Consider the following 22,410-nt stretch of genomic DNA (forward strand, 5'->3'; position numbering starts at 1 on the left):
CGTCCACCAGAGTCACGGCGGACTCCACGATGCCGCGCAGCACCTGCGGCAGGTCCAGTTCCCGGCCCACGGACATCACGGCTTCGAGCAGCCCGATGAGCCGGTCCCTGGTGCCACGCACCTCCTCGATACGCACCTGGACCTCGTCGATCAGCTCGTCGAGTCGCAGCCGCGGAAGCCTGTTCTCCGCGGGCTCCGGGCCCTCACGACCCATCCGAACCTCCGGCTGCATCGGGCGCACGGGCTGCACCCCGAGGCGCGCCCTTTCACCGTAGTCCGGATGAGCTGCCCGTTCCTGTCGGTTCCTCCGGGTGACGAGCCCGGTCGGGCCCGACCGGGGACCGTTCGGCCCTCCCCAGCCCCGGAGCGCGCGTTGCAGGGTGGTGACGCGGGGCAGCGAACGACCGGACCCGCATCACCTCACCCGCCCGGACCCAGCACGACCTCGCTCGGTGACTCAGCTCAGACAGGACAAGCCGTGCCTACCACCGCTCTGACCCGATCACTCGTGACGTCGCTGATCGAAGACGCCGTCACCGCTCCCTCGATGCACAATGCACAGCCCTGGAGGTTCGTCCACCGGACGGGCACCGACGTCATCGAGCTGCACGGCGATCCGCTGCGCGCGATGCCCCGCGAGGACCCGGATCACCGCGCGCTCCACCTCGGTTGCGGCGCAGCGCTGCTCGGCCTGCGGGTCGCCGCGGCACACAGGGGTCGGCACGCCGAGGTCCGACCGCTGCCCGCGCCCGAGGACCCCTGGTACCTGGCCGACGTGCGCCTCGGTGGTCCGGAGGACTCCGACGCCGCACTCGACGCGCTCCACCCCGCCCTCGCGCGCCGGCACACCAGCCGCTTCCCCTTCACCGAGGAGCGGATCCCCTCCGAGGTGATCGACGGGCTCCGTGCCGCGGCATTGTGTGAGGGCTGCCGACTGGCCGTACCGGGTGCCTGGCACACGGACACCGTCATGGGCCTCGTCCACACCGCCGAACTGTTCGAGGCGGCGGACGAGGCCGTACGAGCCGAGATCGCCGCCTGGACACGCACGGGCGTGCCCGGGGAAGGCCCCGCCTCCGAGGGAGTCCCCGCGTACGCCTTCGGCCCACGGCAGTACGACGTGACCTCTCCGGTCAGGGACTTCGGCGCCCCTCGCCGGGTGCCCGGCCGTGCCTCGGCACGCTTCGAGAAGGACCCGCAGATCGCGCTGCTCGGCACGGCCGCGGACACTCCGGAGGACTGGCTGAGGGCCGGGCAGGCCATGCAGCGGGTCCTTCTTCAGGCCACCCTCGACGGCCTCGCCACGTCCCTGATGTCCCAGCCACTGGAATGGCCCGAACTCCGTGTCGACGCGCGCGATCCCAGCTCCTCGATCAGCTTCGTCCACATGGTGTTCCGACTGGGCTACGGCCCCCAGGGGCTGGCCACGCCCCGCCGGCCCGTGTCCGAGGTGCTCAGCTTCGCATGAGTCTCCTCGTCGGAGACGGAACCGATGTCGGAGGACGTCGAAGACGGAACCGACGTCGTCACGGACGGAACCGGCGTCGTCAGGACGGAACCGACGTCAGAGACGGAACCAGCGCTCCTGTCCTGGTGCGACGGCCACCCGCCGGTCGCCGGGGAGCACGACGGTGAGCGGCCCCTCGGGCGAGGCGGGAACCCGGACGGCCAGCCGCCCGGGCAGGATCCTCAGGCGCACCCCGCGGTGACGGCCGCAGCACAGGGTGAAGGCGAACCGCGGGATCTCCGCCAGCGGCACCGGAGCCACCCGAAGTCCTTCCGGCCCTGTTTCCAGGCCGGTGATCCCCCGTTCGACCAGATCGATGGTGCCGGCCATCGCCCCGAGGTGGATCCCTTCGCCGGTCGTTCCGCCCTGGACGTCGGCCACGTCTGCGAGGAGGGCCTCCTCGCAGTACCGCCATGCGTCGGCACCCTTCTGCCGGGCCAGCACCCACCCGTGGACGAGACTGCTCAGCGTGGAGCCGTGACTGGTGCGTCGCAGGTAGTACGCGACGGTCGCACGCCACACCTCGTCGTCCAGCGCGTAGCCGAGCCGGGCGAAGAGGGCGCGCAGTTCGTCGGGCCGGAAGAGGTAGCCGAGCATGAGCGTGTCGGCCTGCTTCGACGCCTGGTAGCGGTTGACCGAGTCGCCCTCGGCCTCAAGGATCCGGTCCAGCCTGCGGATGTCGCCGTACCGGGCCCGACAGCGGTCCCAGTCGAGCTCCGCCAGTTCGCCGAATCCGTCGAACTGGCTCACCACGCCGCGGTGGAACGGCACGTACAGACGGCGGGAGACGTCCTCCCAGCGCGCGATCTCGGCTGCGTCCAGCGGCAGTTGCTCCGCGAGTTCCGAGCGGCGGGCCTCGGGCAGTTCGGCGAGCAGGTCGAGACCACGGGCGAGCACCCAGGCGGCGGTCGCGTTGGTGTAGGCGTTGTCGTCGATGCCGGGGGCCGGGGCATCGGGATACGCGTCGTGGTACTCGTCCGGCCCCACGACCCCACGGATGCGGTAGCGACCGAGCGCGGGGTCGAACACGGCTGCCCCGGACCAGTAGCGGGCGACCTCCAGGAGGATCTCCGCCCCGGCCGAGTGGAGGAATCCGCGGTCGCAGGTGGCCTGCGCGTACCGCCAGACGTTGAACGCGACGGCCGAGCCCACATGGCGCTGGAGCCGGGAGTGGTCGGCCAGCCAGCGTCCTCCGCGCGCGGGCACGCCCACGTCGAGCTCCGCCGTGTGCGGCGAGAGCGTCTGCAGCAGGTGGAACACGTGCAGCCGCAGGATGCGCCCCGCCTCCCCAGGCGCGTGCAGCTCACCCTGCTCCCAGACTCGCTGCCAGGCCGCCCTGTGGGTGGCGAGCAGCCGGGAGAACTCCGGGGCACGAGCGATCCCCCCGGTGGCCGCGGGGAGCGGATCGGCGGCGGGCCGGTCCGTCGAGGTGTGCAGTGCCAGGGTCTTCACGACCATCGCCGAGCGGCGGGGAACGACCGGCAGGCGGTACGTCTGCACGGTGCCGGTCCTCGTCGCCTCCTCCCGCGCGGGCCGCGCTGGGCGGGTGACCGTGCGAACGGCGAGGGCGATCCCGACGCCCGGATCTACCGTACGGCAGGCGAGCCAGGCGACGCCGCCGGGCTCGAATCCGGCCTGGTGGTCCGTGAGGTGACGTCCGTCCAGGTGCCGGTAGCGCTCGACTCCCGCATTGGTGACGGCGCCGTCGAGAAGGGACCGCGCCTCGATCGAACCGCTCCAGCCGTAGGCGCGGAACACGGTGCACTGGGCCGCGAGGCCGGGGTCTCCCATGTGGACGAGACGGATGTGGGTGACGCGCAGGCCCCTCCCCCGGGCGTCCTCGAAGAGCAGGTGCCGGGTGAGAACACCCGCGCGGAGGTCGAGGCGTACGCCGTGGTGGCGCAGTTCCCCGGAGTCGGGGGTCAGCCAGTCGCCGGGCGGACCGTCGTCGGGTAGGCGGCGGTACCGCAGCAACGTCCAGTTCGGGAGGTTGACGAGGTCCTCGTTCTCGACCCGCTCGCCGGCGACGCCCGAGGTGAGCCGGTGCCGGTGGTCATCCGCGCTCGCCCCACACGCTCCGGACCAGCGTGGTGAGATCCGGCACCACCAGGTCCGCGCCCCGCTCCCGCAGGGCGGCCGCCGCGCGCCCCGACGGTGTGCGGTCGACGCCGACGACGAGGCCGAAGCCGCCGCGACGCGCGGCCTCGACCCCGGCGAGAGCGTCCTCGGCGAGCACGGTCTCCTGCGGGAGGCTGCCGAGGAGGGCGGCCGCCCGCAGGAACAGCGCGGGATCCGGCTTGCCGGCGAGGCGGAGCCGGGCGGCGTCCTCGCCGTCCACGATCAGGGTGAGGAGTCCGGCGAGCCCCGCGGCACGGATGAGTGCCCGGGCGTGGCGGGAGGCCGAGACCGCGGCGCACGGCACGCCCGCCGCGCCCAGCGCGTCGAGAGCGGGCAGGACGTCCCCGAAGGCGGCGACGCCCCGCGCCCGCAGCAGATCGAGGAACGCCCGTTCCTTCAGGGCGGCGACCGCCCAGATGGTCGCGTGGCCGGGCGGGTCGCGAGGGGTTCCCGCCGGCAGTCCGAGGCCCCTGGCGGCGAGGAAGGCCGCCGCCCCGTCGTAGCGGGGTCTTCCGTCGACGAACCGGCGGTACTCGGCCTCGGCGTCGAACGGCTCCTGCTGCTCCTCCCCCGCCATGGACTCCAGACAGGCGTCCAGCGCGGTCTTCCAGGCCGCCGCGTGCAGCCGGGCGGAGTCCAGGAGCACACCGTCCGTGTCCAGGACGAGGGCGAGGAGCGGGCGGGATCCGGGGCTTCGCCCGTCCGCGCCGGCGATCCGTCCCGGACGGGCGCGGGGACCGGTCCTCGGCACGTCCTACACCCCTCCGAGGGCGACCTTGAGGGCACCCGTCTCCGCCGCGCGTCCGAAGACGTCGTACGCCTCCTCCATCTGCCCCAGCGCGAAGCGGTGGGTGACCAGTGAGGCGGACGGCAGCCGTCCGGCGGCCATCATGCGCAGCAGCAGGGGTGTGGAGGAGGTGTCCACGAGCCCGGTGGTGATCGTGACGTCCTTGATCCACAGGTCTTCGAGGTGGAGCAGCGCCGGCTTGCCGTGGACCCCGATGTTGGCGACCCGGCCGCCGGGCCGGACCATCCGGGTGCACATCTCGAACGCCTCCGGAACACCGACGGCTTCCATGACGACGTCCGCACCGAGGCCGTCGGTCAGGTCGGCGACCAGCTGTTCCGGTTCCTCCGCGGCGTTCACGGTGGCGTCCGCGCCGAGGGCGCGGGCCGCGGCCAGCCTCGACCCGGCCAGGTCCACGGCGACGACACGGCCGGGGCTGAAGAACCGGGCGGTGGCGACGGCGGCGAGACCGACGGGGCCCGCTCCGACCACGACCACGGTGTCCGCGGGGCGCACGGCGCCGCTCAGCACACCGACCTCGTAGGCGGTGGGAAAGATGTCGGCGAGCAGGACGGCGTCGAAGCCGTCGATCGAGTCCGGCAGCGGGTGGACCGACAGATCGGCGAAGGGCACCCGGACGTACTCGGCCTGGGTGCCGTCGACAGTGTGGCCGAGGATCCAGCCGCCTCCGCCACGGCACTGCCCGTAACGGCTCTCGCGGCAGAAGCGGCACCTGCCGCAGGCGGAGATGCAGGAGACCAGGACGCGGTCGCCCGGGCGCACCGTGCGGACGCCGCCGCCGGTCTCGACCACCGTGCCGACCGCCTCGTGCCCGAGGACCCTGCCCGGGGTCACCTCGGGCACGTCCCCCTTGACGATGTGCAGGTCCGTACCGCAGATGGTCACGGCGTCGACCCGGACGATCGCGTCGTCGGGGTCCTTGACCACCGGGTCGGGGACGTCCTGCCAGGCGATCCGGCCCGGCTCCCGGAGGACGAGTGCCTTCATGGCGCCCACCCACTTCCTGTCGCGTGTCGGTGCGGTCCTCGTCCACCAGGCTCCGCGGATCCCGTCCGCGGCGCATGGGCCGTTCGGCCCCTGTACGGGCCCGCTCGGGCCTCCGGGCCGGGCGGCCCCGGAGGCGAGAGCGGAGGCGACCGCCTCCGCGGCGCTGCGCGACCGCATCGACCACGATCGGGGCCGGACGGCCGTCGTCCCCGGCCCGGAGAGGCCGTCCTGGCCCGCTGACCGCGGTGCCCGTGGTCGAGGGAGCGCCGTTCCCGTGCGGGCCGGGGTCGGGCGGCGCATGCTCGAAGCATGTCCCAGGTGACCGCCACCGACCTGTACCAGGTCACGATGGCGCTCTCGTACCTGCGGGAGGACATGCGGGCTCCGGCCACCTTCGGCCTCTTCGTCCGCGACCTTCCGCCGGGCCGCGGATTCCTCGTCGCCGCGGGGCTCGAACCGGCCCTCGACCACCTCTCCCGGTTCCGGGTGGGGCGCGGTGACGTCCAGCACTTCGCGGACGCGCTGCGGCGGCCCGTCGGGGACCTCGAACCGCTGCACGGCCTGTCCTTCGACGGCCAGGTCCGCGCCGTGCCCGAAGGGAGGCTCGTCTTCGCCGGTGAGCCCCTCCTGGAGGTCACCGCCCCGCTTCCGCAGGCGCAGCTCGTGGAGACGTACCTGCTGTCACTCGTCTGCCATCAGACGGCGGTCGCCTCCAAGGCGGCGCGGTGTGTGCTCGCCGCCGCCGGCCGCCCCCTCGTGGACTTCTCCCTGCGCCGCTCGCACGGCCCCGAGGCCGGCATGCAGGCGGCGCGCGTCTGCGCGCTCGTCGGCTTCGCCGGCACCAGCAACGTCGCCGCCGCCAACCGGTACGGCATCCCCTCCTCCGGCACGATGGCCCACTCGTACGTCGAGGCCTTCGGCTCCGAGGAGCAGGCGTTCCGGGCCTTCGCCCGCACCCATCCGGGGCCGGTGACCTTCCTGGTCGACACCTACGACACCGGCCACGGCGTCGCGACCGCCGCGCGCGTCCTCACGGATCTCGGCCTCGGTCCCGGCTGTGGGATCCGCCTCGACAGCGGCGACCTCGGCGCGCTCGCCCGACGCGCCCGTACCGCCCTCGACGAGGCAGGGCTGAGCGATGTGCAGATCATCGCGAGCGGCGGCCTGGACGAGTACGGCGTCGACGCCCTCGTACGAGCGGGGGCGCCCGTCGACGTGTACGCCGTGGGGACGAAGGTCGGCACGGCCGCCGACGCCCCGTATCTCGACGCGGCGTACAAGCTGGTCGAGTACGACGGTCAGCCCGTCATGAAGCTGTCGTCCGAGAAGGTGACGGCTCCGGGCCGGAAGCAGGTCCATCGCGGCCCAGGACTCCAGGACGTCATCGGCCTGGCGAACGAGGAGCCGCCCGAGGGCACGGAGTCGCTGCTGCGGACCGTGATGCGCGGCGGCCTCCGCACGGAGCCGCCCGACACCCTGGACGCCGCCCGGGCCCGCTTCGAGGCCGATCTCGCGGCGCTGCCCGAGGAGGCCCGGCGCATCGACCACCCGGTGGCGCCGCTGCCCGCCGTGTCGACGCGGCTGGCGGCGCTGACGACCGTCGTCCGGCACCGGATCGGGTCCCGGGGGCGAGCCTGGCGGTAGCACCGGGGCTCAGTCGCGCCGTGGCTCCGGCACACCCGGGCTCCGGCGCGTCCGAAGGGGCGAGCGGGTACCGCCGGCGGGCTGAGTCCCACGCCGCGGACCGGGACTCCCACGCCGCTCGCGGGAAAGGTGCCTGGATGACGTGGTTGGCGACACCCCTGGGCGCTGTGCTGGTGCTGTTCATCCTCCGGGACGTGTTCCACACGCTCTGGCACCCGACGCGTCACGGCGGTCTGAGCCGGCGCGTGATGGTGTCCCTGTGGTGGCTGGCCGCGCGCCTCGGCACGCGGAGGCGGCCGGCCGGTCTCGCGGGCCCGCTCGGCATGGTGACGGTCGTCGCGGTGTGGGCGCTGACCGTGGCCGTGGGGTGGGGGCTCGTCTACTGGCCCCACATGCCGCAGGACTTCTCGTACGCGGCGGGGCTCGTCCCGTCCGAGCACGCGGGCCCGCTCGACGCCCTGTACATCTCGCTCGTCACCCTGGCCACGCTCGGCCTCGGCGACATCGCGCCGACCGCTGGATGGCTGCGCGTCCTGGCCCCCGTGGAGGCCCTCGTGGGCTTCGTGCTGCTGTCGGCGACCGTCGCCTGGATCCTCGGCATCTACCCCGCGCTCGCCCGCCGCAGGGCACTGGCCCTGCGGCTGTCCCACGTACGCCGCAGCCGTGCAGCCGCCGAGGCGCTCGACTCCGACGGGGGTGCGGCGCTCCTCGACGGCCTCGCCTCGGTGCTCTCCACGATCACGGTCGACTTCCTGCAGTACGCCGAGTCGTACTACTTCCACGACGTGGACGAGAACACGTCCCTGCCCCGGCAGCTCGGCTACGCCGTCGGCCTCGCGGACCGGGCCACCGCGGCACGTCACCCGGACGTACGCCTCTCCGCGTCGGTTCTGCGCAGGGCGCTGGAGGACCTGGCCACCGTGCTCGACGAGCGCTTTCTGCACACGGGAGGGGGACCCGATCGGGTCTTCGCGGCCTACGCCGACGATCACGGGCAGCTCCTGGGGCCGGACCGGCCGCCCCGAGCCGGCGGAAGCGGGTGATCCTGAGAGGTGGGGGGCCGCCCGTCGAACGTTCGAGAAGGTGACGCCCATGACCACCCCGAGCGCCCCGCACCCTTCCGTCGCGGTGACCGCCGAACTCGACAAGCCGCTGTCGCGCTGGCTGTGGCTGGTCAAGTGGATCCTGACGATTCCCCACTGGATCGTGCTGTTCTTCCTCTGGATCGCGTTCTTCGTGGTGACGGTGATCGCCTTCTTCGCCATCCTCTTCACCGAGCGCTACCCACGGGGCTTGTTCGACTTCAACCTCGGCGTGCTCCGCTGGTCGTGGCGGGTGTCGTACTACTCGTACGCGGCCCTGGGCACCGACCGCTACCCGCCCTTCAGCCTGGGCCCCGAGCCGGACTACCCGGCCCGGCTGGACATCGCCTACCCGGAGCGGCTCTCCCGCTCGCTGGTCCTGGTCAAGTGGTGGCTGCTCGCCATCCCCCACTACCTGGTGCTCGCCTTCCTCAGCGGCGGCATGCGCGCCGGCTGGTGGAGCGGCGGCCTGATCACCCTGCTCACGGTCATCGCGGGCTTCGCCGTGGCCTTCACCGAACGGTATCCGCGCGATCTGTTCGCCCTGATCGTCGGCCTCAACCGCTGGGTCCTGCGCGTCGCCGCCTACGCCAGCCTCATGACGGACGTCTACCCGCCCTTCCGCCTCGACCAGGGCGGCACGGAGCCGGACTCCGGCGCCGTCCGCTGACCGCGCGGCCCGGTTCCGTCACAGGGCCGCACCGGTCAGGGCGTGGCGCCGAGTTCCGTTCCGATGTGGTGGGCCCATGCCTTGATCCGTTCCGGATTGCGGAAGTCTCCGCCCCTGCCCCGTTCCACCATGTGCCGGGCGACCGGGTCCGACGTCTCGGCGGACACGGCGCCGCCGAAGGTCATGTGCTCGCGTGCACCGAGCTTCCTCATCCGCCGGGCGACTCCTCGTACGGGCGGGATGTCGTGCTCGTCCGCGGACCGGTCGACGGGACCGCTGCTGAAGAGCCAGAGAGGCCGGTGCCTGAGCTGCTCGGCGTTCCGCCGGGCAAACCGTCGCGCCTTGGAGGTCCAGTGCCCGGCTTAGAGGGCTCCACCGAGGACGACTCCGTCGTACGCGGTCACGTCGGTGACGGTGTCCGCCGGCAGGACGACGGCGTCGAAGCCGTCGTCCCTGAGCGTCCGGGCGATCTCTTCGGCGATTCCGGCGGTCGCGCCGGCCTTGCTTCCGTAGGCGACCAGGACACTCTTCGCGTTCATGACTCGCGGCCGATCGGGTCGTACGGAGCCCGGTCCGACCCCGTGACCCACTCTGCTGTCCGCGAGGCTGTGCGGAGCAGTGTCCAAAGGGGCGGTCCGACGGGGCCGACCGGGCCGCTCCGGTAGGGGCCGACCTGCCCACGGCGCCGCGGCGCCGGTGCTGTCGGCGGCAGACCCGCTCGCCGAAGTGCCCCGCCTGCCCGGCCTGGTGCCACGGCCGCGGCGCTTCGCAGGGGGCCGACCGTCCCGGAAGGGGACCGTTCGGCACTGCCCGGGAGGGGGCTTCGCGCACCAGGGTGGGAGCTGCCGGGGCCGCCGCGCCCCGTGGAGGAGGACCGTCATGCGGCACCGTACGCCCGACGTGGAGTCGCCGCGATGAAAGCCCTGTGGGTGGCACCGGTCATGCCCGACTACGACAGCGCCCGGGACACGTTCTCCTGGCGGCGCGAGCGGGCCCGCCTCGCCGGACTGCCGGACGGCGGCATCAACATCGGGTACGAGGCGGTCGACCGGCACCTGCGCGAGGGCCACGGCGAGCAGGCCGCGCTGCGCTGCGTCGCCCGCGACGGATCCGTTCGAACCATGACGTTCGCCGGGCTCGCGGCCGAGAGTTCCCGTTTCGCGCACGTGCTGGAGACGCTCGGCGTGGCACGCGGCGAGCGGGTGTTCACCCTGCTCGGCCGCCGGTCCGAGCTGATCGCCACCGTCCTCGGAACGCTGCGCGCCGGGCGGGTCCTGTGCCCCCTGTTCACCGGCTTCGGTCCCGGACCCGTCGCCCTGTGCATGGAGCTGGGCAACGCCCGGGCGCTGATCACCACCCGGGAGCTGTACGAGCGCACGGTGGCGCCGGCACGGTCCCGCCTCCCGCACCTGCGGTACGTCCTGCTTCTCGACCCCGGCCCCGACCCGCCCCCGGACACCCTCTCCTTCCCCGCCCTCACGGCCGCCGCACCGGACACGTACGCAGTCGGTCCGACCGATCCGGCGGAGCCTGCGCTGCTGCACTTCACCAGCGGCACGACCGGCACGCCCAAGGGCGCGGTACACGTGCACGAGGTAGTCCTCGCCCATCACGTCACCTCCGCCTACGCCCTGGACCTGCACGAGGGCGACGTCTTCTGGTGCACCGCCGACCCCGGCTGGGTCACCGGCATGTCGTACGGCATCATCGCCCCGCTCAGCCACGGAGTGACGACCGTCGTCGACGAAGGGGACTTCTCCCCCGCCCGCTGGTACGGGATCCTCGCCGACGAGCACGTCACCGTCTGGTACACGGCACCCTCGGCACTCCGCATGCTGATGCGGGCCGCACCGCGGGGCGGCGCCCCGACGCCCGCCGCACGGCACGACCTCTCGGCGCTCCGGTTCGTCGCGAGTGCCGGCGAACCGCTGCACTCCGAGGCCGTGCACTGGGGCCGGGAGGCGCTCGGCCTTCCGGTCCACGACACCTGGTGGCAGACGGAGACCGGTGCCGTCATGATCGCCAACTTCGCGGCCGATCCCGTGCGGCCGGGTTCGATGGGCCGACCGATGCCCGGCGTCGAAGCCGCCGTCCTGGCGTGCGGCGAGGACGGCCGGGCCACGACCGCCGGCGGGCACGTCCGGATCCTCCGGGAGCCGGGCGCCCAGGGCGAGCTCGCCCTGCGGGCCGGCTGGCCGTCGATGTTCCGCGGCTACCTCCACGAGCCGCACCGGTACGAGGCGTGCTTCGCGGACGGGTGGTACCTGACCGGTGACCTCGTCAGCCGCGACGCCGACGGCTGGTACTGGTTCGTGGGCCGCGCCGACGACGTCATCGAGTCCGCGGGGCACCTCATCGGGCCGTTCGAGGTCGAGAGCGCGCTCATGGAGCACCCGGCCGTCGCCGAGGCGGGAGTCGTCGGGCGTCCCGACCCCCTGGCCGGCGCGATCGTCAAGGCGTTCGTGCTGCCGCGCCCCGGGTGCCGGCCCGACACCGAACTGCGGCGCGACGTCCTGGCGTTCGCCCACCGGCGCCTCGGCTCGGCCGTCGCACCCCGGGAGATCGAGTTCGTCGAGGACCTGCCGCGCACCCTCAGCGGCAAGGTGATGCACCGCCTCCTGCGGGCCCGTGAACCGGGCCTGCCCGAGGCCGACGTGACGACGCCGCAAGCACCCGAACCGGCCCGGACCGCCGGGCCCTTTGAACAGGAGCCGTGATGGCCTCGGTCTCCCGCACCCGTCACACGTACGACGTCGACGACACCGGACGAGGAGGTGGACGATCATGACGCGGAGCATCGTGGTCGGCCTGGACGGCACGAAGCAGGCCGACGCCGCCGCGGAGTGGGCGGCGGCGGAGGCCCTGCTGCGCGGCACCGGGGTACACCTGGTGTACGCGAAGGAAGTGGCACCGTGGATCGTCCAGTCGCTCTGGTCCCGGGAGTCCGAGGAGGCGTGGGCCGAGGAGATGGTGGCGCGCGTCGCCGGGGACCTGCGCGAGCGCCGTCCCGGCCTGTCGGTGACCACCGACCTGCTGTCCACGGGTCCCGTGCCAGGGCTCGTCGCCGCGGCCCGGGAGAGCGAGCTGCTGGTCCTCGGATCGCGAGCGCTCGGCAGTCTGGCCGGTTACCTGGTCGGCTCGGTCGGCCTGACGGTGGCCGGTGCCGTCGAACGGCCCGTCGTGCTGGTGCGGGCCGGTGGCGGGGCGACCGCCCCGCAGGCCCCCGTCGTGATCGGAACGGACCTACGGGAGCCCGTGGACGCCGTCCTGGGCTTCGCCTTCGAGGACGCCGCCCGGCGGCACTCCCCGGTCCACGTCGTGTACGCGGAACAGCTCCCGCTCTTCGCGGGGCTGGGGCCCGCCATGGTCCCGGACATCCGCGCCGCCGTGGCACCGGAGATCCGGCGTTCGCTCGACGAACTGCTGGATCCCTGGCGGGCGAAGTACCCCGACGTCGAGGCTGCCCCGCGTGTGGTGGTCGGATCGGCCGGCCTCGAACTGGTCGGGGCCGCCCGGGACGCCGCGCTCGTGGTGGTGGGCCGGCGTAGGCGCCGCTCGACGCCGGGCGCGCACATCGGCAGCGTGGCCCACGCCGTCCTGCACCACAGCCCGGTGCCCGTGGCCCTCGTGCCGCACGACTGAATCCGGCGCAGCGGTCCTTCCTGTGGGAGAGCGCCTTCATCGCCCTGGAGGGAATCGTCCTCGGATCACTGCTGGGCGTGCTCACGACCAGCAGATGCACAGCAACAGCGCCGCGTTCGAGGGCCTCGAAGGAGGATTCCCTGTCGAATGGGCCGGCATCTGCGGCCTGGCCGCAGCCACCTTCGCCGCCTCGCTCCTGGCCACGATCGGCCCGGCGCGCCGCGCCGCCGCCATCCGCCCCGCGCTCGCGGTCCGCGTCACCGAATGAAAGGGCACCCCTCGCGGCGGCTTCAGCGGCGGACGCGGGGCATGCCCAGTCCGATCCAGGAGATGATCTCGCGCTGGATCTCGTTGTTGCCGCCGCCGAAGGTGAAGATGACGGCCGAGCGGTAGCCGCGTTCCAGTTCGCCGTGGAGGACCGCGCCCGCCGAGCCCTCCTTGAGGGCGCCCGCCGAGCCGACGACCTCCAGGAGGGCCGCGTAGGCGTCGCGGCGGGCCTCGGAGCCGTAGACCTTGACGGCCGAGGCGTCCTGGGGGGTGAGGGCGCCGTGCTGGACGGCGTTCACCATCTGCCAGTTGAGGAGCTTCATCGCGTCGAGGCGTGCGTGGGTGCGGGCGAGGGTGCGGCGGACCCACGGGAGGTCCAGGACGCGGCGGCCGTCGGTGAGCCGGGTGGCGGCGGCCCAGCGCTGGACGTCGTGGAGGGCGCGGATCGCCATCGTGCCGTGGGCCGCGAGCGTCACGCGCTCGTGGTTGAGCTGGTTGGTGATGAGGCGCCAGCCCTTGTTCTCCTCGCCGACGCGGCGCGAGGCCGGGACCCGGACGTTGTCGTAGTAGCTCGCGGTCGTGTCGTGCGAGGCGAGGGTGTTGATGATCGTGCAGGAGTAGCCCGGGTCGTCGGTCGGGACCAGGAGCATGGTGATGCCCTTGTGGGGCGGGGCGTCGACGTCGGTGCGGACGGCGAGCCAGACCCAGTCGGCGGTGTCGCCGTTCGTCGTCCAGATCTTCTGGCCGTTGACGACGTACGTGTCCCCCTCCCGTACCGCGCGGGTCTTCAGCGCGGCCAGGTCGGTGCCCGCGTCCGGCTCGCTGTAGCCGATGGCGAAGTCGATCTCGCCGGAGAGGATGCGGGGCAGGAAGTACGCCTTCTGCTCGTCGGTGCCGAAGCGCATGATCGTCGGCCCGACGGTGTTCAGGGCCATGAGCGGCAGGGGCACGCCGGCCTGGGCGGCCTCGTCGAAGAAGATGAACTGCTCCATCGGGGAGAGTCCGCGCCCCCCGTACTCGGTCGGCCAGCCCACGCCGAGCCAGCCGTCCGCGCCGAGCCTGCGCACGGTCTCCCGGTAGAAGCGCTTCTGCGCGGCCGGGTCGTCGTAGCGGGTCTGAACGTCGTCCGGGACGAGCGCGGAGAAGTACGCACGCAGCTCGGCGCGCAGGCTGTTCTGGGCGGGCGTGTACTCGAGGTGCATGCGGGGCCTCCCGTGGCGGCACGTCGTGCGACGGCGGCCACGGTAGAACGTGTTTCACAAATATGGAAGGCCGAGGCCCCGGTTCGGACGATCCGAGCCGGGGCCGAGGGGACGGGAGGGACGAACGGGTACGGGCCTCTCCTAGGGCGTGTTGCGAAAGTCCCGCCTGCCCGACGGCGCCTGGCACGCACGCTCGCCGCGTTGTCGGGATCACCCCGATACATCCAGTATCGGGGCGCCCCTCCGCCTTGCGATCGCACGCACCAGACGCCGTCGGGCCCGCCCTTCGGGCGGCCGACGCTACTTTCGCAACACGCCCTAGGGCAGGAGCTCGTCCATGGAGGCGCGCCCCTTCTGCTCCATTCGGCGTTCGGCCCAGGCGAGGGTCTTCGGATTCACGTCACGTCCGGAGGCCAGGACCAGGTCCTCCGCCGTGAACTCGCCCTCCGACCCGGCGTGGAGCAGCCGGTCGGGCGTCGGGCGATCCCCCATGGACGTCTTGTCGGGCTCAGCGTTCATGCCGCCTCCTACGTGTTCTTCCGGCACTCGCCATTCTCGTGTCCGGCCGACGGGACCGCATCCGGGGCGGTGGCGGTGGCCCCGGATGCCGTGTCGGACGGGTGTCGGTGGCGTGTCGACGGGGCCCGGGAGGCTGGGCGGGCCCGCCTTGCCGGGCCGCTTCCGCGAGACCGTCGACCCCAGGAGCCAGTGATGCCCCAGCCCCCCGCCTTCCCCCTGCGGCGCCTGCGGGTGACCGCCGTCCGCCGGATCACCCCGCGTACGCTCCGGGTCACCCTCGGCGGCCCCGACCTCACCGGGTTCACGCTCGACGGGCCCGACCGGCAGGTGAAGCTGTTCCTCCCCCGGACGCCCGGCACGGAGCCCGTCCTGCCCGCCGTCGAGGCGGACGGCGACGTGATGCGGTGGTACGGGGCCTACGCGGCGATCCCGGGGGCGGAGCGGCCGTGGATGCGGAGCTACACCGTCCGGGCGCACGACCCCGTCGCCGAGACGGTCGACATCGACTTCCACCTGCACGGGGAGGACGGCCCGGCGGGCGACGAGGGTCCGGCGACCCGCTGGGCCCGGGGTGCCCGGCCCGGTGACCCGCTCGGCGTGTTCGGGCCGTCCGCCGCCTTCGCGGTGCCCTTCGAGCCCGGCGCGGGCGACTGGACGCTCCTGTACGCCGACGCCTGCGCGGTGCCCGCCCTCGCCACGGTCGTCGCCTCGCTTCCGGCGGGCCGGCGGGCCCTCGCGTACGTCCAGGTCGACGACCCGGCGGACGTCCAGCCCCTGGAGACGCCCGGGGACCTCACCGTACGGCTGCTGCCCCGCGGCGCGGTGCCGGCCGACGCCGTCCGCGCGGACACGCTGCCGGCCGGCAGCCCCTCGGTCTGGCTCGCGGGCGAGGCCTCGGCGGTGCGCGGGCTGCGCCGGCACCTCGTGGCGGAGCGCGGGGTCGACCGCCGGGCGGTCCATTTCACCGGCTACTGGCGCCGACGCCTCACCCAGGACGACGCCCCCACCTCCGAGGACCTGGCGGAGGCCCGGGAGCGGCTGACGGCCGGCTGAGCGGCGGACCCGGCACCGGTAGCGGGGGCGCTCAGGCATCGGTGCCGACGCCGGTGCCGGAGGGGCGCGCTCAGGCATCGGTGCCGGTACCGGTGCCGGGGGCGCTCAGGTGTCGGGGCACGTCTCCTCCGGCTGCCGGACGAGGGCCACCGCGGTCTCCAGGGGGACCTTCGCACCCTCCTCGTAGTGGCGGGCGTACGCCTCCGGAGCGAGCCGCGCGCGGAGCGCCTCCTCGGCGCGGGTGCGGATCGCGGTCTCCGTCTGCGGGGTGAAGGGGCGGAAGCCGCCGCCGGTCGGCGGGCCGATGTGGGTGTCGTACGCGCCGAGGAGCCCGGCTCCGGTCTCGGCGTCGCCCGGGCCGCCCCGGCCGCCGCGGGCCCAGGCGGCCGTCGCGAACTGGGCGACGACGAGGTAGGGCGCGACCAGGTGGGCGAGCATCTCCAGGTCGGCGACGGCCCGGGCCAGCCGCCGCAGGGCCCGGTCGTGTGCGCCGTCCAGGCAGTCGAGCCAGGCCCACATCCCGCCGGCCAGGCCCCAGAAGAGCGTCGGGGTGTGCTCGCCGAACTCCTCCTCCAGCCGGGCGAGCTGCCCGCGGGCCAGGGCCGTGCGCCCGGTGTGGCCGTAGTGCTGGGCGAGGAGCAGCCGCCCGGTGCCGGCGGCCTCGGCCCCCCACCGGCCCGCCTCGTCGGCGGCCTCGGCCAGGAGCCGTTCGGTCGCCTCGTCGCCCTCGGGGCGGAGCCGGAGGCGTACGGCCGCGAGGCGCGCCGTGAAGAGCGGCACCTGGGAGCGGGCGCCGACGAGGGCGGCGGCGTGGGCGGCCCGCTCGAAGTCGGCGGCGGCCTCGGGGAGCCGGCCGGCGCGCTCGTACGCCTCGCCCCGCGCGGAGAGGGTCTCCGCGATGCCCCAGGCGTCCTCGGCGTCCTCGAAGAGGGCGAGTGCCTCGTCGGCGTCCTCGGGTCCGTGGCCGAGGAGCTTCCCCCTCATGAGGAGGGCGAAGCCGAGGTCCCAGCCGGCGCCGTGCTCGCGGCAGGCCTCGACGGTCAGCGTCAGTGTCTCTTCGAGACCGGCGAGCTCTCCCGTCATCAGACGGGCGAAGAACCACATCGTCCCCGGCTGGCGGCAGTTCTGCGGAAGGCCGGGCCGGTACGCGGCGACGAGGGCGGTCAGGCGGGCGCGGACCTCCGGGCGTTCCAGGGAGGTGGCGCCCTGGCCGCCCTCGGTCGCGAGCGCGTAGAGCCGCCCGCCGCGGCGTGCCTCCCACAGCCGCTCGCCGGTCCAGGGCGGCGGCACGTCCACGCAGCGGCCCTCGAAGGGCTCGGCGGGGCGGACGGGCTCCTGGAAGGGATCGGGTCCGAGGGCGGCGGCCGCAGCCGCCCACGTCCGGGCGTCGGTCCGGTGGAACCGCAGCTGCCAGAACCAGCTCAGGGAGTGGACGAGGCAGAGCGCCTCCTGCTCGTCGCCGATGGCCACCGCGGTGCGCAGGGCGGCCCGCAGGTTGCCGTGCTCGCGCTCCAGGCGGGCGATGGCGGCGACCTGTCCGGGGCCGCGGAGCTCGGGGTCGGTGCGGCGGGCGAGCTCGCGGTGGTACGTGAGGTGGCGCCGCTCGGTGGCGGCCCGTTCCCCCGCCTCGTCGAGCCGTTCACCCGCGTACTCCGCCACCGTCTCCAGGAGGCGGTAGCGCATACCGGTGTCGTCACCGGGGACGGAGACGACGAGCGACTTGTCGACAAGAGCACCCAGGACGTCCAGTACATCCGGTGCGTCCGCGCCGTCGCCCCGCACCTCCGTGCCCTCGCCCTCCACGGCCGTGCCCGCGCCCCGCGCCCCGTCGGCGCAGACCGTCTCCGCCGCCGCCAGCTCGCACCCGCCGGTGAACACCGCGAGCCGCCGCAGCACCGCCCGCTCCGGCCCGTCGAGCAGCTCCCACGACCAGTCCACGACCGCCCGCAGCGTCTGCTGGCGCGGCAGCACCGTCCGCGCCCCCGAGGTGAGCAGCCGGAAGCGGTCGTCCAGCCGGTCCGCGATCTGCCGCACCGACAGCATCCGCAGCCGCGCCGCCGCCAGCTCGATCGCCAGCGGCAGGCCGTCGAGGCGACGGCACACCTCCTCGGCCGCCGCCGGGTCGTCCCCGACCCGGAAGCCCGGGCGTGCCGCCGCGCCCCGCTCGTCGAGCAGCCGCAGCGCCATCTCGGCGGGCAGCGGCCCCAACGGACTCAGCGCCTCCCCCGGCACCCCCAGCGGCTCCCGGCTCGTCGCCAGGACCGTGACGCCGGGGCACCGGGTGAGGAGGGTCTCGGCGAGCTCCGCCGCGGCGGCGATCACGTGCTCGCAGTTGTCGAGGACGAGGAGCATCCGGCGCCCGGCGCAGTACTCGACCAGCTGGGCGAGCGCGCCCTTCGCCCCGGCGGCCTCGGCGACGCCCGGACCGCTCCAGAGCTGCGTCTCTCGGGCGCCCAGCGCGCCGAGGACGGCCGCCGCGACCGAGGACTCCTCCCGTACGGAGGCGAGTTCGGCGACGTGGACGGGTCCGCCGTCGAAGGCCTCGGCCGCCTCCAGGGCGAGCCGGGTCTTGCCGACGCCGCCCGGTCCCGTGAGCGTGACGAGCCGCCGTTCGGCCCACCCCGCCGCGAGGGCGCCGAGCTCGCCGTCCCGGCCGATGAACGAGGTCAGCCGGGCCGGCAACCGCCCGCCGCGGTCCGCCGGGAGCCCGGTTCCGTGCGCGGGCGTCGGTGTGCCGGCGCCGAGGAGCTCGGCGTGCAGGGCGCGCAGTTCGGGTCCCGGGTCCGTACCCAGCCGGTCGGCGAGGCCGGCGCGTACCTCCTCGTACGCGGCGAGGGCCTCCGCGGACCGTCCGGCGGCCCGGAGGGCCCGGATCCGCAGGGCCTGGACGGGCTCGTCGAGCGGAGCCCCGGCCGCGAGGGCCGCGAGCGGCGCGAGGACGTCCGCGGCCCGCCCCAGGGCCAGATCGGCGGCGTACCGGTCGCGGCGCGCCCGCGCGTGCCGCTGTTCGAGCCGTACGACGAGGGGGTCGGCGTCCCGGCCCGGCAGGTCCGCGAGGGCGGGTCCGCGCCACAGGCCGAGGGCCTCGTCGAGGAGCGCGGCGGCCCGTGCGGCGTCGCCGCCGGTCAGGGCCGCCGACCCCTCGGCGGCGAGCCGTTCGAAGCGGTGCAGGTCGACGGCGTCCGGCTCGGCCGCCAGCCGGTAGCCACCGGGCCCGGAGACGACGGCCTCGTGTCCGAGGGCCCGGCGCAGCCGGCCCACCAGGGCCTGGAGCGCGGCCGTCCGGTCGAGGGGGGCGGCCGGGTCGTCGTCGGCCCACACCTGGGCGATCAGCGCACCGACGCTCACGGCGCGCCCGGCACCCGTGCCGACGGCCCCGCCCGCACTGACTGCCCCGCCCGTACTGACTGCCCCGCCCGTCCCGCCTGTCCCGGCAGACCCGGCCGCGCCGACTGCCCAGCCCGTCCCGGCAGACCTGGCCGTACCGACTGCCCCGCCCGTCCCGCCAGTCCCGCCTGACCCGCCCGGGGTGTCCGCGGCGCCCGCGGCGAGCGCGGTGAGCAGCGCCCGGAGCCTGGCACCGTTCAGCACGGCCTCCGTACCGTCGTCGGAACGGAGCGCCTGACAGGGACCGAGGACACGGTAGGACGGCTGCACCGGCCCATTCTGCCCCGCCCCGACGGGCCACCGGTGACCGGTGCTTCGAGGCGAACTCGCGCCACGCCGTGTCACCGCCATGGCGTCCACGGGGTCCGGGTTCGACAATGGGGGGGATGACCGACGACGACCGGCGTACGCGCAGTGGCGAGATCGGGCCCGCCGAGCGGCTCGCCATGAACCGGACCGGCAGCTTCGACTGGGATCTCGACACGGGAACGATCGATGTCGACGAGTCCGGGCTGCTGGTCTTCGGGCTGTCCCAGGACGCCTACGACGGCCGCCCGGCGACGCTGATCGCGCGCCTGGCACCGGAGGAGCGGTCCCGCCTCGAAGGCATCGTCCGGGAGGCCGTGAAGGGCGGCTCGGTGTCGTACACCGCGCACTTCCCGATCCCGCAGGCCGAGGGCGCACCCCACTGGACGCACGTGCAGGCGCGCATCCTGCGCAAGCCGGACGGCCGGGCCCAGCGGATCGTCGGGGTCGTGCGGGACACGACCGCCGAGGTCTCGCACACCGCCTTCGTGCTGGAGCTGGAGAAGCGGCGCGAGGTGCAGACGAGCATCGTCGAGCGGACGACCAACGCGCTGTCGCGCGCGGTGACGGTGGACGACGTGACCGCCGCGCTGACGGGTCCGGGCGGGCTCGCCCGGCTCGGCGCCGAGGGGCTGGCGCTCGGGCTCGTCGAGAACGGCTCGCTCAACGTGATCGCGCTCAGCGGCGAGTCCCTCGACGCCCTCAACGACTTCCGCACCCGGCGGCTCGACCGGGGGCTCCCGCTGGCCGAGGCGGTGCTCAGCGGCCGGCCGCGGTTCGTCTCCTCGTTCCAGTCGCTCGGGCGGGACTTCCCCGAGCTGGCGCCGTACCTGTCGCGGCTGCAGTTCAAGTCCGCCTGCTATCTGCCCCTGGTGGCGCAGGCCCGTTCGCTGGGCGGCATGGCGCTGTTCTACCGGGGCCGTTCGGCCTTCAACCCCGACGAGCGGAACCTCGCGCTCGGTCTCGCGGCGATCGTCGCGCAGTCGCTCCAGCGGGCGATCCTCTTCGACGAGGAGCGGGAGCTCGCGACCGGGCTCCAGGCGACGATGCTGCCGCGCCGGATCCCGGAGATCACCGGCGGCGAGATCGCCGTGCGGTACCACGCGGCGTGGAGCGGACGACAGGTCGGCGGCGACTGGTACGACGTGATCGCGCTGCCCCGCGGCCGGGTCGGGATCGTCGTCGGCGACGTCCAGGGCCATGACACCCACGCCGCCGCCATCATGGGGCAGTTGCGGATCGCGCTGCGGGCGTACGCGGGTGAGGGCCACGCCCCGTCGACGGTCCTCGCCCGGGCCTCGCGCTTCCTCGCCGAGCTGGACACCAACCGCTTCGCCACCTGCACCTACGCGCAGGTCGACCTGGCGAGCGGCACCCTGCGCGCCGTCCGGGCCGGGCACCTCGGTCCGCTGATCCGGCACACCGACGGCCGCGTCGGGCAGCCCAAGCTGCGCGGCGGGCTGCCGCTGGGGCTCGCGACCGTGTTCGGCGAGGAGGAGTTCCCGGAGACGCGGCTCGACCTGGTGCCCGGGGAGACGCTCGTGCTGTGCACGGACGGGCTGGTGGAACAGCCGGGCAGCGACATCGAGTCGGGCCTCGAAGCGCTCTCCGAGGCCATCGGCAGCGGGCCGCCGCAGGCGGAGGCGCTCGCCGACCACCTCTCGGAGCGGCTGTGGGAGCGGTGGGGCTCCGGCGACGACGTCGCGCTCCTCGTCCTGCGGCGCAGCCCCGACCCGGGCACGCCCCGGGCGCCGCGGATCCACCAGTACATCCACCAGGCCGATCCGCAGGGACTGTCGGACGCGCGGGCGGCCGTGGGGCAGGCGCTGCGCGACTGGGGTCTGCCGGAACTGGCCGACGACGCCGAGCTGTTGACGGGCGAGCTGCTCGTCAACGTCCTGCTGCACACCGAGGGCGGCGCGGTGCTCACCCTGGAGGTGCTGCCGGAGCCGGTGCGGCGGGTACGGCTCTCGGTGCAGGACCGGTCCAGCGCCTGGCCCCGGCGGCGTACCCCCGGCGAGGCCGCCACCTCGGGGCGGGGACTGCTCCTGCTCGACGCGCTCGCCTCCCGGTGGGGGGTCGAGCCGCGCGGCGAGGGCAAGGCCGTGTGGTGCGAGATCGAGCCGGCCCCGCTCGCCGCGGGCGCAGGCCAGGGCGGTGGGTGAGGAGGACGCCGTGGACCCCGTGGCCGCGCTGAACCGGATCGCGTTCCTGCTGGAGCGCGCCCAGGCGCCGGGCTATCGGGCGCGGGCGTTCCGTACGGCCGCTGCCGCCGTCGAGGCCCTGCCTGCGGGCGAGGCGGCCGGGCGCGCGGCGGCGGGCACCCTGGAGTCGGTGAAGGGACTCGGGCCGAAGACGGCGGCGGTGGTGCGCGAGGCGCTGGAGGGCCGGGTGCCGGAGTACCTGGCGGGGCTGGAGGAGGAGCTCACGGAGAGCCTGAGCTCCTCGGCGCCGGCGGACGGCGCCGGTGAGACGCTGCGGGCGGCGCTGCGCGGCGACTGCCACGTCCACTCCGACTGGTCGGACGGCGGCGCGACGATCGAGTCGATGGGCCGGACGGCGGCGGGCCTCGGGCACGAGTGGACGGTGCTGACGGACCACTCGCCGCGCCTCACGGTCGCTCGGGGCCTCTCGCCGGAGCGGCTGCGGGAGCAACTGGACGTGGTGGCGCGGCTGAACGAGGAGTGGGCGCCCTTCCGGCTGCTCACCGGGATCGAGTGCGACATCCTGGACGACGGTTCGCTCGACCAGGAGCCGGAGCTGCTCGACCGGCTCGACGTGGTGGTCGCCTCGGTGCACTCGAAGCTGCGGATGGACGCGCGGGCGATGACCCGCCGGCTCGAACGGGCCGTGCGCGACCCGCTCGTGGACGTCCTCGGCCACTGCACGGGCCGGCTCGTGGCGGGCGGCCGACTGCGACCCGCCTCGGAGTTCGACGCGGAACGGGTCTTCGCGGCCTGCGCCGAGGCGGGCACGGCGGTGGAGGTCAACAGCCGCCCGGAGCGCCTCGATCCGCCGCGCTCCCTGCTGCGGCTCGTGGTCGAGGCGGGGGCGTACGTCGCGATCGACACGGACGCGCACGCGCCGGGGCAGCTGGAGTGGCAGGTCCTCGGCTGCGCACGCGCCGAGGAGTGCGGCGTACCGGAGGACCGGGTCGTCAACACCTGGCCGGCGGAGCGGCTGCTGGAGTGGACGCGGGAGTGACCCCGCCCCGGGGC

The 22,410-nt window shown here is 74.5% G+C and carries 17 protein-coding genes and 2 pseudogenes; 10 read left to right on the forward strand and 9 right to left on the reverse strand.

All coding sequences use genetic code 11. The annotated features are described in order from the left end of the window. Positions 1–214: pseudogene (locus ACF08F_RS35325) on the reverse strand (histidine kinase); the annotation flags it as partial. A gap of 264 nt (positions 215–478) precedes the next feature. Here ACF08F_RS35325 and ACF08F_RS35330 point away from each other — a divergent pair. Continuing rightward, positions 479–1,468 (forward strand): Acg family FMN-binding oxidoreductase, encoded by a 990-nt coding sequence (locus ACF08F_RS35330; protein ID WP_392302637.1) that lies wholly within the window; start codon positions 479–481, stop codon positions 1,466–1,468. 96 nt (positions 1,469–1,564) lie between these two features. On the opposite strand, the gene ACF08F_RS35335 is transcribed toward ACF08F_RS35330, so the two are convergent. From ACF08F_RS35335 to ACF08F_RS35345, 3 genes are read right to left on the reverse strand one after another with little or no spacing between them, the layout of a single operon-like run. Beyond that, the gene (locus tag ACF08F_RS35335; protein ID WP_392302710.1) at positions 1,565–3,604 is read right to left on the reverse strand and encodes a glycoside hydrolase family 65 protein; all 2,040 of its coding nucleotides are present in this window, start codon (positions 3,602–3,604) and stop codon (positions 1,565–1,567) included. Then, complete coding sequence (locus ACF08F_RS35340) at positions 3,561–4,376, reverse strand: HAD family hydrolase (RefSeq protein ID WP_392302638.1); 816 nt, start codon at positions 4,374–4,376, stop codon at positions 3,561–3,563. Before ACF08F_RS35340 ends, ACF08F_RS35335 begins: the two co-directional genes overlap by 44 nt. Positions 4,377–4,379: 3 nt before the next feature. Beyond that, positions 4,380–5,420 carry an alcohol dehydrogenase catalytic domain-containing protein gene (locus ACF08F_RS35345; protein WP_392302639.1) on the reverse strand — a complete coding sequence of 347 codons (1,041 nt, stop codon included), beginning with the start codon at positions 5,418–5,420 and terminating at the stop codon, positions 4,380–4,382. Positions 5,421–5,729: 309 nt separating this feature from the next. Between ACF08F_RS35345 and ACF08F_RS35350 the strand changes: the two genes are divergently transcribed. The 3 genes from ACF08F_RS35350 (at position 5,730) to ACF08F_RS35360 (ending at position 8,816) form a co-directional block, all read left to right on the forward strand. Then, positions 5,730–7,064: a nicotinate phosphoribosyltransferase gene (locus tag ACF08F_RS35350; protein WP_392302640.1), complete on the forward strand. Its 1,335-nt coding sequence runs from the start codon at positions 5,730–5,732 to the stop codon at positions 7,062–7,064. Positions 7,065–7,201: 137 nt separating this feature from the next. Next, positions 7,202–8,107, forward strand: coding sequence for a potassium channel family protein (locus ACF08F_RS35355; protein ID WP_392302641.1), 906 nt, complete (start codon positions 7,202–7,204; stop codon positions 8,105–8,107). A gap of 49 nt (positions 8,108–8,156) precedes the next feature. Further along, the gene (locus tag ACF08F_RS35360; protein ID WP_392302642.1) at positions 8,157–8,816 is read left to right on the forward strand and encodes a DUF4389 domain-containing protein; all 660 of its coding nucleotides are present in this window, start codon (positions 8,157–8,159) and stop codon (positions 8,814–8,816) included. A gap of 35 nt (positions 8,817–8,851) precedes the next feature. On the opposite strand, the gene ACF08F_RS35365 is transcribed toward ACF08F_RS35360, so the two are convergent. Beyond that, entirely contained in the window at positions 8,852–9,028 is a 177-nt protein-coding gene (locus ACF08F_RS35365) for a hypothetical protein (protein WP_392302643.1), read from the reverse strand. 150 nt (positions 9,029–9,178) lie between these two features. Further along, positions 9,179–9,355 carry a flavodoxin domain-containing protein gene (locus ACF08F_RS35370; protein ID WP_392302644.1) on the reverse strand — a complete coding sequence of 59 codons (177 nt, stop codon included), beginning with the start codon at positions 9,353–9,355 and terminating at the stop codon, positions 9,179–9,181. Between the two features lie 375 nt (positions 9,356–9,730). On the opposite strand from ACF08F_RS35370, the gene acsA reads away from it, so the two are divergent. From acsA to ACF08F_RS35385, 3 genes are all read left to right on the forward strand, one after another. Next, entirely contained in the window at positions 9,731–11,533 is a 1,803-nt protein-coding gene (gene acsA, locus ACF08F_RS35375; RefSeq protein WP_392302645.1) for an acetate--CoA ligase, read from the forward strand. Between the two features lie 67 nt (positions 11,534–11,600). Continuing rightward, positions 11,601–12,458 (forward strand): universal stress protein, encoded by an 858-nt coding sequence (locus ACF08F_RS35380; RefSeq protein WP_392302646.1) that lies wholly within the window; start codon positions 11,601–11,603, stop codon positions 12,456–12,458. Positions 12,459–12,552: 94 nt separating this feature from the next. Further along, the gene (locus ACF08F_RS35385; RefSeq protein ID WP_392302647.1) at positions 12,553–12,726 is read left to right on the forward strand and encodes a hypothetical protein; all 174 of its coding nucleotides are present in this window, start codon (positions 12,553–12,555) and stop codon (positions 12,724–12,726) included. A gap of 22 nt (positions 12,727–12,748) precedes the next feature. On the opposite strand, the gene ACF08F_RS35390 is transcribed toward ACF08F_RS35385, so the two are convergent. Both ACF08F_RS35390 and ACF08F_RS35395 read right to left on the reverse strand, forming a co-directional pair. Next, positions 12,749–13,927: an acyl-CoA dehydrogenase family protein gene (locus ACF08F_RS35390; RefSeq protein ID WP_392302648.1), complete on the reverse strand. Its 1,179-nt coding sequence runs from the start codon at positions 13,925–13,927 to the stop codon at positions 12,749–12,751. A gap of 318 nt (positions 13,928–14,245) precedes the next feature. Continuing rightward, the gene (locus ACF08F_RS35395) at positions 14,246–14,446 is read right to left on the reverse strand and encodes a hypothetical protein (protein WP_150273225.1); all 201 of its coding nucleotides are present in this window, start codon (positions 14,444–14,446) and stop codon (positions 14,246–14,248) included. Positions 14,447–14,638: 192 nt separating this feature from the next. Between ACF08F_RS35395 and ACF08F_RS35400 the strand changes: the two genes are divergently transcribed. After that, entirely contained in the window at positions 14,639–15,499 is an 861-nt protein-coding gene (locus ACF08F_RS35400; protein WP_392302649.1) for a siderophore-interacting protein, read from the forward strand. Between the two features lie 105 nt (positions 15,500–15,604). Here ACF08F_RS35400 and ACF08F_RS35405 read toward each other — a convergent pair. Continuing rightward, positions 15,605–18,865 (reverse strand): annotated as a pseudogene (locus tag ACF08F_RS35405) (BTAD domain-containing putative transcriptional regulator); the annotation flags it as partial. A 407-nt stretch (positions 18,866–19,272) separates the two neighbouring features. On the opposite strand from ACF08F_RS35405, the gene ACF08F_RS35410 reads away from it, so the two are divergent. After that, a complete protein-coding gene (locus ACF08F_RS35410; protein WP_392302650.1) occupies positions 19,273–21,357 on the forward strand; it encodes a SpoIIE family protein phosphatase in 2,085 nt (694 codons plus the stop codon). A 10-nt stretch (positions 21,358–21,367) separates the two neighbouring features. Beyond that, entirely contained in the window at positions 21,368–22,396 is a 1,029-nt protein-coding gene (locus tag ACF08F_RS35415) for a PHP domain-containing protein (protein WP_392302651.1), read from the forward strand. Positions 22,397–22,410 lie beyond the last annotated feature (14 nt).

The organism is Streptomyces sp. NPDC015130 (assembly GCF_043080005.1).
Lineage (GTDB): Bacteria > Actinomycetota > Actinomycetes > Streptomycetales > Streptomycetaceae > Streptomyces.

Coding starts and splice junctions, on each gene's coding strand:
- ACF08F_RS35385 (WP_392302647.1), top strand. CDS start 12,553: ATGCACAGCAACAGCGCCGCGTTCGAGGGCCTCGAAGGAGGATTCCCT.
- ACF08F_RS35370 (WP_392302644.1), bottom strand. CDS start 9,355: ATGAACGCGAAGAGTGTCCTGGTCGCCTACGGAAGCAAGGCCGGCGCG.
- ACF08F_RS35380 (WP_392302646.1), top strand. CDS start 11,601: ATGACGCGGAGCATCGTGGTCGGCCTGGACGGCACGAAGCAGGCCGAC.
- ACF08F_RS35360 (WP_392302642.1), top strand. CDS start 8,157: ATGACCACCCCGAGCGCCCCGCACCCTTCCGTCGCGGTGACCGCCGAA.
- ACF08F_RS35410 (WP_392302650.1), top strand. CDS start 19,273: ATGACCGACGACGACCGGCGTACGCGCAGTGGCGAGATCGGGCCCGCC.
- acsA (WP_392302645.1), top strand. CDS start 9,731: ATGAAAGCCCTGTGGGTGGCACCGGTCATGCCCGACTACGACAGCGCC.
- ACF08F_RS35355 (WP_392302641.1), top strand. CDS start 7,202: ATGACGTGGTTGGCGACACCCCTGGGCGCTGTGCTGGTGCTGTTCATC.
- ACF08F_RS35345 (WP_392302639.1), bottom strand. CDS start 5,420: ATGAAGGCACTCGTCCTCCGGGAGCCGGGCCGGATCGCCTGGCAGGAC.
- ACF08F_RS35395 (WP_150273225.1), bottom strand. CDS start 14,446: ATGAACGCTGAGCCCGACAAGACGTCCATGGGGGATCGCCCGACGCCC.
- ACF08F_RS35390 (WP_392302648.1), bottom strand. CDS start 13,927: ATGCACCTCGAGTACACGCCCGCCCAGAACAGCCTGCGCGCCGAGCTG.
- ACF08F_RS35350 (WP_392302640.1), top strand. CDS start 5,730: ATGTCCCAGGTGACCGCCACCGACCTGTACCAGGTCACGATGGCGCTC.
- ACF08F_RS35365 (WP_392302643.1), bottom strand. CDS start 9,028: ATGAGGAAGCTCGGTGCACGCGAGCACATGACCTTCGGCGGCGCCGTG.
- ACF08F_RS35400 (WP_392302649.1), top strand. CDS start 14,639: ATGCCCCAGCCCCCCGCCTTCCCCCTGCGGCGCCTGCGGGTGACCGCC.